This is a genomic window from Bacillus sp. 05T21, assembly GCF_056396785.1.
This window is the reverse complement of the sequence record NZ_JBFTMD010000006.1, coordinates 126446-141608: the sequence shown is the minus strand read 5'-3', so window position 1 is coordinate 141608 and position 15163 is coordinate 126446. Positions and strand designations below refer to the sequence as shown.

14 protein-coding genes are annotated in these 15163 nt (G+C 36.9%); 12 read left to right on the top strand and 2 right to left on the bottom strand.

The window, feature by feature from the left end; all coding sequences use genetic code 11:
* Positions 1 to 332: 332 nt before the first annotated feature.
* A complete protein-coding gene (locus AC1DKZ_RS14375) occupies positions 333 to 2039 on the top strand; it encodes a peptide ABC transporter substrate-binding protein (RefSeq protein ID WP_476996502.1) in 1707 nt (568 codons plus the stop codon).
* A gap of 118 nt (positions 2040 to 2157) precedes the next feature.
* Positions 2158 to 2877 carry a class I SAM-dependent methyltransferase gene (locus tag AC1DKZ_RS14370; protein ID WP_476996501.1) on the top strand — a complete coding sequence of 240 codons (720 nt, stop codon included), beginning with the start codon at positions 2158 to 2160 and terminating at the stop codon, positions 2875 to 2877.
* Between the two features lie 38 nt (positions 2878 to 2915).
* Here the strand turns inward: AC1DKZ_RS14370 and AC1DKZ_RS14365 are convergent, their stop codons facing one another.
* Positions 2916 to 3341: a hypothetical protein gene (locus AC1DKZ_RS14365; protein ID WP_476996500.1), complete on the bottom strand. Its 426-nt coding sequence runs from the start codon at positions 3339 to 3341 to the stop codon at positions 2916 to 2918.
* Positions 3342 to 3478: 137 nt separating this feature from the next.
* On the opposite strand from AC1DKZ_RS14365, the gene AC1DKZ_RS14360 reads away from it, so the two are divergent.
* From AC1DKZ_RS14360 to AC1DKZ_RS14320, 9 genes are all read left to right on the top strand, one after another.
* On the top strand, positions 3479 to 3814 hold the full coding sequence (locus tag AC1DKZ_RS14360) for a hypothetical protein (protein WP_002014341.1): 336 nt from the start codon (positions 3479 to 3481) through the stop codon (positions 3812 to 3814).
* Between the two features lie 72 nt (positions 3815 to 3886).
* Positions 3887 to 4225 (top strand): VOC family protein, encoded by a 339-nt coding sequence (locus AC1DKZ_RS14355; RefSeq protein ID WP_002087749.1) that lies wholly within the window; start codon positions 3887 to 3889, stop codon positions 4223 to 4225.
* 255 nt (positions 4226 to 4480) lie between these two features.
* Positions 4481 to 6577, top strand: a complete 2097-nt coding sequence (locus tag AC1DKZ_RS14350; protein WP_476996499.1) for a vWA domain-containing protein — start codon at positions 4481 to 4483, stop codon at positions 6575 to 6577.
* An 83-nt stretch (positions 6578 to 6660) separates the two neighbouring features.
* Entirely contained in the window at positions 6661 to 10023 is a 3363-nt protein-coding gene (locus tag AC1DKZ_RS14345) for a tubulin-like doman-containing protein (RefSeq protein ID WP_476996498.1), read from the top strand.
* A gap of 57 nt (positions 10024 to 10080) precedes the next feature.
* On the top strand, positions 10081 to 10215 hold the full coding sequence (locus AC1DKZ_RS14340) for a hypothetical protein (protein ID WP_002014348.1): 135 nt from the start codon (positions 10081 to 10083) through the stop codon (positions 10213 to 10215).
* A gap of 73 nt (positions 10216 to 10288) precedes the next feature.
* Positions 10289 to 10537, top strand: a complete 249-nt coding sequence (locus tag AC1DKZ_RS14335; protein WP_476996497.1) for a DUF1294 domain-containing protein — start codon at positions 10289 to 10291, stop codon at positions 10535 to 10537.
* 105 nt (positions 10538 to 10642) lie between these two features.
* The gene (gene rarD, locus AC1DKZ_RS14330) at positions 10643 to 11584 is read left to right on the top strand and encodes an EamA family transporter RarD (protein WP_002014350.1); all 942 of its coding nucleotides are present in this window, start codon (positions 10643 to 10645) and stop codon (positions 11582 to 11584) included.
* An 80-nt stretch (positions 11585 to 11664) separates the two neighbouring features.
* Positions 11665 to 12090 carry a divergent PAP2 family protein gene (locus tag AC1DKZ_RS14325; protein WP_000447809.1) on the top strand — a complete coding sequence of 142 codons (426 nt, stop codon included), beginning with the start codon at positions 11665 to 11667 and terminating at the stop codon, positions 12088 to 12090.
* A gap of 102 nt (positions 12091 to 12192) precedes the next feature.
* A complete protein-coding gene (locus AC1DKZ_RS14320; protein ID WP_476996496.1) occupies positions 12193 to 14046 on the top strand; it encodes a terpene cyclase/mutase family protein in 1854 nt (617 codons plus the stop codon).
* Positions 14047 to 14120: 74 nt separating this feature from the next.
* Here the strand turns inward: AC1DKZ_RS14320 and AC1DKZ_RS14315 are convergent, their stop codons facing one another.
* The gene (locus tag AC1DKZ_RS14315) at positions 14121 to 14270 is read right to left on the bottom strand and encodes a YfhD family protein (protein ID WP_002066466.1); all 150 of its coding nucleotides are present in this window, start codon (positions 14268 to 14270) and stop codon (positions 14121 to 14123) included.
* Between the two features lie 133 nt (positions 14271 to 14403).
* Between AC1DKZ_RS14315 and fabG the strand changes: the two genes are divergently transcribed.
* On the top strand, positions 14404 to 15144 hold the full coding sequence (gene fabG, locus AC1DKZ_RS14310) for a 3-oxoacyl-ACP reductase FabG (protein ID WP_002014354.1): 741 nt from the start codon (positions 14404 to 14406) through the stop codon (positions 15142 to 15144).
* The last annotated feature ends 19 nt before the right edge of the window (positions 15145 to 15163 follow it).

The following is a 15163-nucleotide window of genomic DNA, read 5'->3' as shown; positions in this document are numbered from 1 at the left end:
TCTACTGTAGGAAATTAGAAAAGAGTTCAACAATTGGATAGATAAATGATAGCAGAGAGTTCATATTGATGAGAAAAATATAGAACTTAGTAATAGAGAAGAATAAGAGGAGGTATGTTTACATATAGTAGATGGGGGATAATTCATATAGTAGTAATAGTAAAATAACAAGTTACTATCATAAAAAAATAAACTTTTAGAATGTTCTTAAAAATACTTTACAAAACTGAAAAAAATAGTAGAATATTAATTAATAAGAATTTTCTGATAAATAAAGTTGGTAGAAATCTCTAAAAGTTAGTAGCGTACATATAATTGGGGAGGGTACAAGAATGAAGAAAAAGATGAAAAAGTTCACGGCGGTTGTAGCGCCAGTATTAGCGATGAGTATGGCGTTAACAGCATGTTCTGGGTCTTCCGGTGGGGAAAAGAAAACGACTACGACGTCTAATAATGGTGGGGAAGAGAAGAAATCTGATATTAAATATGCGGCAAAGCAAGTGTTAAATCGTACAGAAACGAATGAAATTCCGACGATGGATACTTCAAAAAATACAGATACACTTGGCTCGCAAATTTTGGGGAATACAATGGAAGGTTTATATCGCCTTGATAAAGATAATAAGCCAATCCCAGCTGTAGCAGAATCTAGTACAAAAAGCGAGGATGGTAAAAAATATACATTCAAATTACGTAAAGATGCAAAATGGTCAAACGGTGATCCTGTAACTGCGAAAGATTTCGTATTTGCATGGCAACGTCTAGTAGATCCACAAACAGCTGCTGAGTATGCATTTATTGCTTACTATCTTAAAAATGCAGAAGCAATTAATCAAGGGAAAGCAGAAGTTTCTACGTTAGGCGTAAAAGCAGTTGATGATTATACGCTTGAAGTTGAATTAGACAGACCGGTACCATATTTCTTGAACTTAATGGCATTTGCATCATACTATCCGTTAAATGAAAAGTTTGTAAAAGAAAAAGGGAAGAAATACGGTTTAGAGTCCGATACAACAGTTTATAACGGTCCATTTGTGCTTACTGATTGGAAACATGAGCAAGGTTGGAAGTTGAAGAAAAATGATCAGTATTGGGATAAAAAGACAGTGAAATTAGAAGAAATTAATTATAGTGTAGTAAAAGAAGCAGCTACTAGGGTGAATTTATATGATACAGGTGCAATTGATTTTGCACTTTTATCTGGAGAATTCGTTGATAAGTATAGAAATAAAAAAGATGAGTTTGGAGCATATTCGGAAACAAGTACGTTTTACTTACGTCTAAATCAAAAACGTGGTGGGCAAGATACACCGTTAAAGAGCAAAAAATTACGTGAAGCAATTGCATTATCGGTTGATAAGAAGGGTTTAACTAATGTAATTTTAAATGATGGTTCAAAACCAGTTGATTACTTAGTAGCAAAAGGTTTAGCAAGTGGACCAGACGGTAAAGATTTCGCAGAAACATTCAAGAATGGTTTAAAACAAGATTCCAAAAAGGCAGCAGCAGCTTGGGAAGAAGCGAAAAAAGAACTTGGAAAAGATCAAGTGACAATTGAATTATTAAATTATGATACTGGTAATGCGAAAAAAGTTGGGGAGTACGTGAAAGATCAAATTGAAAAGAATCTAAAAGGTGTAACAGTAAATATTAAACTTCAACCATTTAAGCAAAAACTAAAATTAGAATCAGATCAAGATTATGATTTCTCATATGGCGGCTGGAATCCAGATTATGCGGATCCGATGACGTACCTTGATATGTTTGAAACAAAGAACTCTCAGAACCAAATGAGCTACTCAAATTCAAAATATGATGACATTATTGATAAAAGTAAGACAGAATGGATGGCTGATGCAAAAAAACGTTGGGCAGAGTTAGGGAAGGCAGAGAAATTGTTACTTGAAGAAGATGTAGCGCTTATACCTTTATATCAAAGTGCTAAAGCATATGTTATGCAACCAAATGTAAAGGGAATTGTGAAACATAATATTAGTCCGGAATATAGTTTCAAATGGGCGTATGTAGAAGAGAAATAATAAAAGAAAAAAGCATTTTCAAGTTGCGGTATTATAGCACTTGAAAATGCTTATTTTTCTGTGCACTATTTTTTTATGGATGAATATATGTATTATAGAAAACTCAAAGGAGAATCTCATGAAACGAAACACATACATCGATTTTCTAGCTTATTACGGAATAGGGAGTGCTCATCCTGGTGGTTTTACGTTAACGAAGCAATTGCTATCTCAATTGCCACTTAGACACGGAGCAAATGTTCTTGAGATAGGTTGCGGCACAGGGAAAACAGCGGCGTATATGACAAAAGAATTGGGTTATAAAGTGACAGCGGTTGAAAAGAATGAAATTATGATTCAAAAAGCGAAAGATAGATGGTTGTTTGATGGTTTAAATATACAATTGATTCAAGGCGATGTAGAAGGGTTACCGTGTTTAAATGATTATTTTGAGCTTGTACTCGGAGAATCTATACTCGCTTTTACAAATAAAGAAAAGGTTATTTCGGAATGTTATCGTGTATTACAAAAGGATGGGAGACTTGTTGTCATTGAAATGATTACCGAAAAACATATTGAGAAGAAAGAGGAGGAAAAGATTGGACAGTTATACGGTATGAAAGAATTATTAACTGAGAATGAGTGGATTCATTTATTTCAAGCAGCAAATTTTAAAAGAATTACAATTGCGGGTGGCGGAACTATTGCAGAAACAGTTGCAGGACATGTGGAAGAGCCAGAGTGGAATGTATCACCGTTTATTCCGGAAGAATTGTATGAGGCGTGGGTGCAACACGAACAAGTACTGCTTATGTATCAACATATTTTAGGGCATCGGATTTTTATATGTGAAAAATAGAAAAAGAGTTGGCTAAAGATAGTCAACTCTTTACTATGTTAGATGAAAAATAATGCAGCCAAAGTAATTCCAAAAATAAAGCCAAATCCGAGTTCAAGGCCCCAGCCACCGCCAAAGCCACAACCGCCGCAACCACGACGGCCACATCCGCAGCCACCGAATCCACCACCGAATCCACCATCGAATCCACCATCGAATCCACCATCGAATCCACCACCACATCCAAATCCACAGTTATCACATCTGCTAAGACCGCCGCAAATATCACATCCGCCGTTTGAATATGCGCCATGGTATCCAAATCCTGTATCAAAAGATGAACGCTGCTGTACTGGCTCAATCCAAACAGAATCATTTGTCACGTCTATTATTTTTCCTAAATGGATATGACCATCACGATCTTCAATTCGAACAACTTTTCCGAAATAACGTTGGCATGTATTATAACATTTTTGTCTATGCATGTTCTTTCCTCCTTCCGTATTACCGTAATACGATATGTAAGCAGGACAAGTGCGGCTTGTATGAATGACCTATCTATCATAATTGTTATACGAAAGGGGAAATATACGAACAGGATACATAACGAGGAGGAAGAGAAATGAAATCTACAGACCAATTTCAGACGTACGAAGTTCCTTGGGAGGAATTAATAGAAGCACTGCGAGGTGAAATGAAGAAACAAGTAGGAGCGGATATTATTGATACGGTCGTATGTAATTTGAAAGATGGTTTTGAAGTGTATACATATGTGCAGGGTGATTTGGATTTCGAGTATACAGAAGCTCTTGAACGAAAATATGGGAGTGACGGGAAAATCCCTAATTTGTTAACAGTTATGCTGGTAGCTAGCATTTATAATACGGGTGAAGAGAATATACGTTTACATGCAGATAATAAAGATAATCCAATTGTTGAGGTATATGTGAAGCAATGAAACACGCTGTGAAAGGCGTGTTTTTTATTTATATGATAAAATGTTAGAAAATTAAGAAAGAAGGCGAGTGAATTGAAAATTAATCATCTTAATTTAACAGTTATAGATGTAACAGCTGCTAGAGAGTTTTTAGAAAAATATTTTAGTTTAACTTGTAGTGGAACAAGGGGGAATGCCTTTGCGGTTTTGCGGGATAATGATGGGTTTATATTAACTTTAATGAAAGGGAAAGAAGTTCATTATCCGAAAACATTTCATGTAGGATTTCCACAAGAAAATGAAGAACAAGTTAATAAAATTAATCAAAGATTGAAGGAAGACGGATTTTCAGTCGAACCGCCTAAACATGCACATGCGTATACGTTTTATGTCGAAGCACCTGGAGGATATACAATTGAAGTGATGTGCTAATTAAAAATCAAACTTTTTGTTAGGAGTTTTTAATTTTAAAAGTAGGAAAAGTCTGTTTTAAGGGTGGAGCTTAAACAGGCTTTTTTACTTATATAATTGGATAGAAAATGCTAGAAGGAATATTACCAAGTTATATATCTATTTACATAATAAAGTTATGGTTCGTTCGTTGTCCTAAAATACAAGTCATATATCTTGTTTCCCCTCATAAATTTAAACATAGGAATTTGTCTACAAAGGTGGCGAAGCCTCATCATGAAAATTCGAATTTGTGCCACGTTCATATTGTTTCTATTTATATGTTTACCTTTTTCAGTTTTTGCAAAAGGAGAGGAGGCAAAGGAAAGGGTCGTTTCACTTGTATATGATGATTCGGGCAGCATGAGAAATAACGATCGCTGGAAGTATGCCAATTACGCCTTGCAAAGTTTAGTTGCGCTATTAGATGAGAAAGATAAATTTTCTTACGTTCCAATGAGTAAGCCAAATGATCCGTTAAACATTTCGTTAACAAAGGATCAAAGGCAAACAGAAATTAATGGAATCGGCGCGTGGAAAACATATTTAAATACTCCATTTAGCGCAGTAGAAACGGCGATGCAATCTATAGAGAAGGAAGCAGATATAGATGGGAAACGTGAATTTTGGCTTATTGTATTAACTGACGGGGCATTTAATGATTTGGAGAAAGATAAGATTGGCGGAAAAGAACAAATTACACAGAAGTTAGCACAGTTTAAGAAAGAGATGGATTCTAAAAAGATCTCTTTACACCCAGTCTTAAGCACGATGGAAGAGGATTTAGGGCAGCAAGAAAAAGAGCAGTTAAATACGTTTAAAGAGATTTGGAAAAAAGAAATGAATGGAGTTGTCATGCCGTCTAGCGGTGAGGATGGTATTGTACAAAGTGTGAATCAAGTGGCAGCATTAGTTGCAAATCGTGATCCATTTTCTTCTGTTGAATCGATTGTCAAAACGAAAATAGTAGGGAAAAAAGTAGAGATTACAACACCGTTTCCATTAAAGCGTATGACGCTTGTACGACAATCACCTTCTTTGTCTAATTATAAAGTTATGCAACTTTCCAAACCGTTACAATTGCAGTCTTCTTTTTCTATACATGCACCAGGAGAAGCTAAATTATTCGGAAATATAGTGCATGTAAGTACAGCGAATCAGGAAGTGATTAAGCCAGGGACATATACGATAGAAGTGGATCAGGACATTGAGAAAGAGGGATTACAAGTACTTGTTGAACCAGCGCTTAATTATACTGTTTCTACGTACGACAAAGATGATAAAGATAGAAAAAATGTTGAGAAAATGTATGAAGGTGTGACAGCTGTTATTGAAGCGAAACCTACTGAATTACCAATTCAAACTTCTTATTTCGAAGCAGAAGTAGAAATAGACGGAAAGCAGTATCCGATGAAGTGGGATGATAAAAGACATGTGTTTTATTACGAGACACAGGTTGGTAAAGAGTTAGTACGTGGGAAAGTCCATATGAATATAAAGGGATTTTATAGACAGACGAAAGAATTCAAGATTGAACCAGCTGAAAAACCAAAATTAACACTTCAAGCTGTTACGAAAGATTATGAAGAAAAGGTAACAAATTTAGAAAATAGTAAACCATTTATTTTACAGCCCCAGTTAAATGGTAAACCGATGACAGAAGAGGCTGTAAAGAAACTATTAAAATCTACTGGTGTCACATCGAATCAATCGATCAACTATGAATTAAAACAGCATGGTAGTCAAGTTTATGTTTATCCTCGACCTTATTACTCCGACACATTCAATTTTACAGATACCGGCACCGTAGAGGCTACCATCACGATCAATGATTCAAAATTACAAGAAGTAAAGGAAAAGATTGTACTGCACATTGAAAATGCGCCGTTTTTTGAGAAGTATGCGCTCGTTTTTAAATTTGTAATTCCTATTACTTTATTACTTTTAATAGTAGGAATTATTATTTTAGGATGGATTGTTCGTCCGAGATTTCATCGGAAAGCATTACTATATTACGAATGGGATCAAGAAGTAGCGAAAGATTGGCTTTATCAATCTGAACCAGAGTTACTTAAAAATAAATGGTGGAAGCACTATTTTGGCATTCCATTCCGAGCAGAAAGAAAGACGGTGCAATCTGTAACATTAATAGCGAAAAAAGGATCGAAATCTATATTTGTAGCAAAAGAATCGCAAGTAGTTGGGATGATTATTGATGGGATGTTTATAACAGAGGAAGAGGTTGGAATGGAGCATAAGACGTTGTATCCAAATGAACTTTTAGTAATTGATAGAGGATATGGTAAGGAGATTTACCGGTACGAATGTGAATAGTAGATAGGGTGTAAGAGGGGCGGAGGAGGCCCGGCTCTCTTTATTCTTCTTTTCAAACAAGCAAGAATAGGAAGGTGGTTCACATGACATTACAAGTTCCAACAATTTTAATTGGCTTAGGTGGAATCGGTAGTACTGTCACACATCAAATATATGAAAGATTACCTGAGGAGCGTCGTAAAAAGGTAGCGATGCATGTATTTGATACAGATGTGAATACATTGAGTAAATTTGATCATATTCGGAAGTTTAAGACGCAAACGAGCTCGAGTAAAACACCGAGAGAGTATATTGCGGGAGATCCAACGATTCCAGAGTGGTTTCCGATGGACCCGACTATACTTGATAAACCGTTAACAGAAGGGGCTGGACAGTTACGCGTCATTTCACGGTTAGCGTTACGTGCAGCGATGAAAGAAGATAAACTCACATCGTTTTGGCAAGAAATCGAGAAGATTTTTCCAGTTACAAGTGATCAGACCGAATATGGTGTACGTGTCATTATTGTAACATCACTAGCCGGCGGAACAGGCTCAGGGATGTTTTTACAAATCGCATTATATTTGCGTGAGATGCTCCGGAAGAAATTGCAGCATCATAACATTTTAATTCGCGGTGCGTTTTTAATGCCAGATGTTTTAGTTAAGACGAGAACGGTTAGTGCGAAAGAGTTTGAAACTGTGCAAGCGAATGGTTATGCATCGTTAAAAGAGTTGCACGCTATTACGCTTGGATCGACTGGTGAATTATCCAAACGAGGCGGCGTAACGATTGAATTAGAATATCGTCCTGATCAAGTGGATGAAGATGGAAGAACAAATCATACGATAAAGCAGCATCATTTACCGTACAATTATTGTTTTTTATATGATTATGAAAATTTACATGGGCACCATTTGCACAATTTATCGGATTATATGGAGCAAATGGCAAATACGATTTATTTACAGTTATTTAGTCCAATGTCTGCAAATCATTTTGCACAAGAAGATAATCAAATTCAGCAATTGGCAGAATCGAGTGGGAAAGGGAGATATTGCGGAGCAGGAACGGCGAAGCTCATTTATCCGTATGAGCACGTTTTGAAATACTGTGCTTTAAAATGGGCGGTGCAAGGTTTAGATGAATCGTGGCTTCATTTAGATCAACTGTTTCAAGAGAAGAAGCAAAGATACGATCAAGATGTAAAACGTGGTATGCAGCGTGAAAAGCCAGAGCGCGGGAAAAGTTATTTAGAAGACTTAGAGCATCTTGCTACTCGGCCAGAACAAGCTCATATTTTTTATAGACAAATGTATCATGAAACACGTGAAGGGGCAGAGGCTGGTAAGCTCGGTGTTGCAAAATCAAAATTGTTTTTAGATGCTGTAGAGAGTTACGTACACCGTACAGTGCAAAAAGATGAGGAATTAAACCGCCTGCAGCATGAGTGCAAAATATCGGCTGCGAAGCTTAAAATGATGGAACAAATGAAGGGGGAAGTAGCGAGAGTTGATCATGCGGTTCGTTTATATGCTTATGCCATTCCGAGCCGTGTACATGAGCATGTGACTACTCTTTTATATGACATGATCGAATCAGATCGTTTTACACCGAGTGGCTCAGAAGGACAGTCTTATCAATTAAATACATGGTTTTTAAAGAAAACGGATCCTGTCCATCCAGTCGCAGCACGTTTTATGCTGTATGAAATTCGAAAGCAGTTAGTAGAGAAGATGAATCGACTGCATGAAAATAATGAACAAAAGCGTAATTTAATTCAAAACTACGATAAGAAATTTAATGTGAGTAATATTGATGGAACGGTAACGGCTGTTCGCCGCGTTGAAATTGCGCAGCAACAAGGCTGGGTCGGGAAAATGTTTTACAATCAGCAACGTGTGTTCAAAAAAGAATTTGAAGATATCGTAACGCAATATGTCCACAAATTAAGTGAGTATCGTAAAGAAATGTTATTAGAACTCGTGTATCAATCGCTATACCAAGCAGTTGATAAAATGATTCAATATTGGGAAAGGTTCTTTGATAATTTACACGAAACACGTGAAAATTTATTGTTTGAAATCCAAAAGCGAAGCAAGGAATTTGAGGGGAAAACGAACCCGACGAATGTATACGTATTAGCTGAAGAGAAATTGCAAGAAAAGATTTGGCAAGATATGCAGCAGCATTTAAATTTAGGTGTATTACCGAAAGATATATCGTCCGAAATTTATATGAGCTTGTACGGGGAATATTGTCGTGATGCGAAAGCCGAAGAAATTCAGTCGAAAAAGGTGGAAGACTTCTATCGTGAACATATATTGAGTTATTGTTATGACGAACTTCAAGTGCGCTATCGTGACAAACTAGAGCTTAATATCGTTGAAGCATTGCGAAAAGAAGCAGATTTCAAGAAACGTGATCGTGATGAATACGTTCGTGAAAAAATTGAAGATCTTTTCCATTTAGCAAGTCCGTTCGTTCCGAAAGTTTCTCATCATAGAGAGTTACAATATTGGGGCGTACATCCTTCTTTAAAACAAGAATTGCAAGAAGAGTTATTGCAAGAAATGTTTAAAGAAAAAGATACGGTAAACGAGGCGTTTTCACCATTTGAAGTGATTTGTTATCGTGCTCATTACGGATTATCGCTACAAGATTTTCCTAAGCTTTCATCTGGACATATTGCGAATGGCTTTATGAACGATAAAGGTGATTATTTTCAATCGTATTATCGCCGCGTGAACAAATTAAATAGTAAAAAATCTAGTTTGACGCCGCATTTAGATAAATATTGGCACTTACCAGCCTTTATGCCAGACTTGAATGCAACGCAAACGAAGTTAGATTACGATAAATGTAATCGTGCTCTTCTGTACGCGTATATGTATCGCTGGATTAGCCTAGTGGCTGTTGATGGACAGTTCGTGTATCAATATAACGGTGTTGGCCGTAGCTTTTTAATTCAGTCGATGGGGAAAAATATTTCAAGTGAAAGTTATAAGTTGCACAGAGCATTGCTTCATAATCCGTTTATTTATGAAAACATCTTGTCACGATTTGAAGAAGAACAAGAAAAGGCAATGATACAAGGTGGACATTTATATACACATGCATTTGTATTAGGCGCTCAAGATATAAGATGGCTCCGTAAAGAGCATGTTCATAATATTTTAGATATGATTTTAATGTATGACCGTGAGGCAAAATATGACCCGACGTTAGAGGAAACATCTGACGATTTGTTAAGGCTATTCCTTGATGAAATTGAGCTGTATTTCCAAAACTATTACGGAACAGGTGCAGATATGGTTGCGAAGAAAGAGAAAGAGATGTTTATGAAACAATTGTGGGATCGTTCGTATGCGAAAGGGTATGTGGATCCAAATAGTGCGCCTTATAAAAAATGGCAAAATATATTACATGTTCCCGATGAAGAAGAAGTGCCAAAAACGAATGTATAATGAGTGAAAAGGGAATCCTTAAGAATGACAATACAACTTTAGAAATGAGGGATTCCGATGCCATTTTTAGGAAGTGTATATCAAATATTTGGATTATATCCAGAAATTTATTATGGAATGATTTCAGCGGAAATCGCTGAACAACAAATGGAAGAACAGAAAGAACAAGAAAATCAAGAGACTGAATTATAAAACCATGCAGGCTACTCGCCTGCGTGGTTTTTTCGTGTTACAATAAAGCGAATTTTTTAAGGGAGAGAATAAGATGAAATGGATATACTTTATTATTATTAACGTTATAGCATTTAGTATGATGGGGCTTGATAAGCGAAAAGCGAAGAAAAAGCAGTGGAGAACGCCAGAAAGTACGTTGTTTTTATCAGCTGCAGCTGGAGGAGCGGTTGGAGCTTGGGTTGGTATGTATATGTTTCATCATAAGACACATAAAAGTAAATTTGTCTTCGGTATTCCAGTGCTCGTTATTATAACAGTAGGAGTGTTTTTATACATATAAAGGATTTGCAAAAGGAATGTCGAAAGAAATGCAGATTGAATATTGGTAAAGTAAGCATGTGAGACTTTATAATGAAGAAAAAAAGAGAAGAGGAGAAAAAGGAAGATGGGGAGTCAAACAGCAGAGCAAAAGCAGGGGATTATATATGCAGCAGGTGCGTATACGATGTGGGGAGTCCTTCCGATTTATTGGAAATGGGTGGAGGAAGTACCGGCAGATGAAATATTAGCGCATCGCATCGTTTGGGCATTTGTTTTTATGTTGTTAGTTTTAGGAGTAACGAAGAGGTTTCGTCAGTTTGGTGGGGAGTTAGTGGCCCTTTTTAAACGACCTAAATTATTAATGTCATTAACAATCGCTTCGGTACTTATTAGTGGAAACTGGTTTGTATACATATGGGCCGTAAATCATAACCATGTAATCGAAGCAAGTCTTGGGTATTATATTAATCCACTTATAAGTATTTTACTTGGTACAGTTGTTTTAAAAGAGAAGCTTAATTTTTGGCAATATGTTGCGGTTGGTTTAGCTGGATTGGGCGTTGTTATTTTAACGATACGTTTCGGATCAATTCCATGGGTCTCTCTTTCACTTGCTTTTTCATTTGGATTATATGGATTAACGAAAAAATTATTAAATTATGATGCAACAATTGGGCTTACGATGGAAACGATGTTAGTGACGCCATTTGCACTTATATATTTGTTTATGACAGGAGTTCATGGCTTTGGTTCGTTCGGTTCTATTTCGGCAATATCAACGTTTCTTTTAATAGGGGCAGGTATTGTTACAGCGTTACCACTCTTTTATTTTGCTAAAGGAGCACAACTTATTCCGCTCTATATGATAGGGTTTTTACAATACATCGCGCCGACTATTAGTTTAATTTTAGGTGTGTTCGTTTTTGGTGAACATTTCACATCTACTCATATGATTGCGTTTTTCTGTATATGGATTGCTTTATTTGTCTTTTCAATGGCGAAAACAAAGTTTCTACTACAGAAGCAACCAAAATTCATTAAAAATAAATCAGCAAAAGTATCATAATGCGTAGTATTTTCTACGCATTTTTCTTTATACTTATATTATATAGAAATTCCATTATAGTCAGTGAGGAGCTGAAAAACATGGAAACAATTTTACATAATGATCCACTTATAGCAGCTATAATTTCTTGGTTTTTAGCACAGTTAACGAAAGTCGTTTTTAAATTAATAAAAACAGGCGAGTTTGATTTTGCTAAGTTCTTTGCTTCAGGTGGAATGCCAAGTTCGCATGCTTCGACTGTTACTGCACTTGCTACAGGTGTCGGAGTGGTGGAAGGTGTGGAGAGTCCAATATTTGCGGTTGCCGCTATTTTTGCCATTATTGTTATGTACGATGCTTCAGGAGTAAGGCTTGCGGTAAGTAAGCAAGCGAAAATATTGAATGATTTTTTTCATGGTAGACAAACAGAATATAAAAAGTTAAATGAGCTCGTTGGACATACACCGTATCAAGTTGTTGTTGGTGCACTATTAGGAATTGTTGTCGGGGTTGGGTATTGTTTGTAAGCAGGATGTGTGTAATACACGTTCTGCTTTTCTTTGTTTTCATACATATTTAGATGAGTTTTCGAATATCGTATACGGACTTAGAAAGGGTGGGTGAGCGGTGTGCTACTATATGACAAAGTGCATGAGGAGATAGATCGGAGAACGACTGCACTTCAAACGATGCAAAGGCAAGACGGAACGTGGCAATTTTGTTTTGAAGGAGCTTTGCTAACGGATTGTCACATGATTTTTTTACTCAAATTATTAGGGCGAAATGACGAAATAGAACCGTTTGTGAAAAGGTTAGTATCTCTTCAAACAAATGAAGGGACTTGGAAATTATACGAAGATGAAAAGGGAGGGAATTTATCCGCGACGATTCAAGCATATGCTGCTTTACTTGCTTCGGAAAAATATTCGAAAGAAGATATGAATATGAGGCGAGCTGAAATGTTTATTAAGGAACACGGGGGAGTTTCTCGTGCTCATTTTATGACGAAATTTTTATTAGCGATTCATGGAGAATATGAATTTCCTGCGCTTTTTCACTTTCCAACGCCAATCTTATTTTTAAAAGATGACTCCCCCCTCAGTATATTTGGGCTAAGCAGCTCAGCGCGTATACATTTAATTCCGATGATGATTTGTATGAATAAGAGATTCCGTGTAGAGAAAAAGTTATTGCCAAATTTAAATCATATTGCAGGTGGGGGTGGGCAATGGTTTCGAGAGGAGCGGTCTCCGCTGTTTCAATCGTTGTTAGGTGATGTGAAAAAGGTAATATCTTATCCATTATCGTTACATCATAAAGGATACGAAGAAGTAGAGCGCTTTATGAAGGAGCGTATAGATGAAAATGGAACATTATATAGTTACGCCAGTGCTACGTTTTATATGATTTATGCTTTGCTTGCATTAGGGCACTCTATTCAGTCTCCAATTATTGAGAAAGCTGTGACAGGATTAAAATCTTATATATGGAAGATGGACAGAGGAAGTCATTTGCAAAATTCTCCTTCTACCGTATGGGATACCGCTTTACTTAGCTATTCATTGCAAGAAGCTAAAGTTACAAATGAAAATAAGATGATTCAAAGGGCGACGGAGTATTTATTGCAAAAACAACAAACTAAAAAGGGAGATTGGAGCGTACATGCATCATCACTTGTAGCTGGCGGTTGGGGATTTTCAGATGTTAATACGACGATCCCTGATATAGACGATACTACAGCTGCCCTTAGAGCGTTAGCGCGAAGTAGAGGGAATGATAGAGTAGATGATGCGTGGGGAAGAGGTGTGGAATGGGTAAAAGGATTGCAAAACAATGATGGAGGCTGGGGAGCTTTTGAACGAGGGGTAACGAGCAAGTTACTATCGAATTTGCCGATTGAAAATGCGAGTGATATGATAACCGATCCGTCCACACCAGATATTACAGGTAGGGTGTTAGAATTATTCGGAACGTATGCACCGAATGAATTGCTTGAAGAGCAAAAAAAGAAAGCTATCAAATGGTTAATGGATGTACAGGAACAGAATGGATCATGGTATGGAAAATGGGGGATATGTTATATATATGGGACATGGGCAACGATGACAGGCTTACGTGCATTAGGAGTGCCTTCTACTCATCCATCGTTGAAAAAAGCAGCTTCATGGCTCGAACATTTGCAGCATGAAGACGGAGGGTGGGGAGAATCCTGTCAAAGTAGTGTAGAGAAAAAATTTATTTCTTTACCTTTTAGTACGCCGTCACAAACAGCGTGGGCACTTGATGCACTCATTTCTTACTACGATCAAGAAACACCGATTATTCGAAAAGGAATTTCATATTTGCTCGCGCAATCTACTATGAATGAAAAATATCCTACTGGTACAGGGTTACCGGGGGGCTTTTATATTCGCTATCATAGTTATGGACATATATATCCGTTACTTGCTTTAGCGCACTACGTAAAGAAATATAGAAAATAAACCGAGAGATACTCTCGGTTTATTTTGATGGGTAGTAGGTCCCTGTTGAAAAGAATAAGGAACGTTGTAGTTCCTTATTTTTCTGTTGATTGGCGTTTTTGACGTGCATCAGCGGCATTTGCACGTGCGTTTGCTTCTAAGTCATTGTGGTCAGCGAGTTCGCGAGCGAACTCAACATCAATGCCATCGGCAGCTTTGTTTCGATTTACATTCTTTTTTTTCATTCGACACAATCTCCTTGTGTTTTATGCGGCGTTGCAAAGTTAGTTTGACACAAATAGACTTTTTTATACAAAGAGGATTTGGAAAGCATAGAGCCGAAATATACAATATAACTAATAGAAATGGGGGATAGAGATGGAATTGTTGAATGGGAAAACAGCTGTTGTAACGGGTGCTGCGCAGGGGATTGGAAAAGAAATCGCACGAGTTTTTGCAAAACTAGGGGCCAAAGTATTAATTAGTGATGTAAATGAAGAGAAGCTACAAGAAACGACACGTGAATTATCAGATGAAGGGTATGATGTGAGTTTATATCGATGTGATGTGAGTAATCAAAATGAAGCGAAGTCGTTAATTGAATATGCGGTGCAAAAATTTGGTACATTACATATTTTAGTGAATAACGCTGGGATTACAAAAGATGCAATGTTACATAAGATGGAGAAGTCTGCTTGGGAACAAGTATTACAAGTGAACTTAACTGGCGTTTTTTATTGTATGCAGCCAGCACTTCTTTATATGAGACAACAACAGTATGGACGGATTATTAATATTTCTTCTATTAGTAGGGAAGGAAATATTGGACAAGCAAATTATGCGGCTACAAAAGCAGGGGTTGTAGGCTTAACAAAAACAGCAGCGAAAGAGGTTGGAAGTTTTGGTATTACGTGTAATGCGATTTGTCCAGGGTTTATGGATACTGATATGACAAAAACAATACCGGATAAAGTAAAAGAGAAAATGGTTGGAGCGATTCCAGTTGGAAGAATCGGAACGCCGGAAGATATTGCAAACGCAGCTGCCTTTTTAGCATCAGAGTATGCGTCTTACATTACAGGAGAGGTATTAAATGTGAGCGGTGGGTTGCAAGTGTAAATGAATACATAATGAAAAG

Coding starts and splice junctions, on each gene's coding strand:
- AC1DKZ_RS14375 (WP_476996502.1), top strand. CDS start 333: ATGAAGAAAAAGATGAAAAAGTTCACGGCGGTTGTAGCGCCAGTATTA.
- AC1DKZ_RS14315 (WP_002066466.1), bottom strand. CDS start 14,270: ATGAAAAAAAAGAATGTAAATCGAAACAAAGCTGCCGATGGCATTGAT.
- AC1DKZ_RS14350 (WP_476996499.1), top strand. CDS start 4,481: ATGAAAATTCGAATTTGTGCCACGTTCATATTGTTTCTATTTATATGT.
- AC1DKZ_RS14365 (WP_476996500.1), bottom strand. CDS start 3,341: ATGCATAGACAAAAATGTTATAATACATGCCAACGTTATTTCGGAAAA.
- AC1DKZ_RS14325 (WP_000447809.1), top strand. CDS start 11,665: ATGGAAACAATTTTACATAATGATCCACTTATAGCAGCTATAATTTCT.
- fabG (WP_002014354.1), top strand. CDS start 14,404: ATGGAATTGTTGAATGGGAAAACAGCTGTTGTAACGGGTGCTGCGCAG.
- AC1DKZ_RS14340 (WP_002014348.1), top strand. CDS start 10,081: ATGCCATTTTTAGGAAGTGTATATCAAATATTTGGATTATATCCAGAA.
- AC1DKZ_RS14370 (WP_476996501.1), top strand. CDS start 2,158: ATGAAACGAAACACATACATCGATTTTCTAGCTTATTACGGAATAGGG.
- AC1DKZ_RS14345 (WP_476996498.1), top strand. CDS start 6,661: ATGACATTACAAGTTCCAACAATTTTAATTGGCTTAGGTGGAATCGGT.
- rarD (WP_002014350.1), top strand. CDS start 10,643: ATGGGGAGTCAAACAGCAGAGCAAAAGCAGGGGATTATATATGCAGCA.
- AC1DKZ_RS14335 (WP_476996497.1), top strand. CDS start 10,289: ATGAAATGGATATACTTTATTATTATTAACGTTATAGCATTTAGTATG.
- AC1DKZ_RS14360 (WP_002014341.1), top strand. CDS start 3,479: ATGAAATCTACAGACCAATTTCAGACGTACGAAGTTCCTTGGGAGGAA.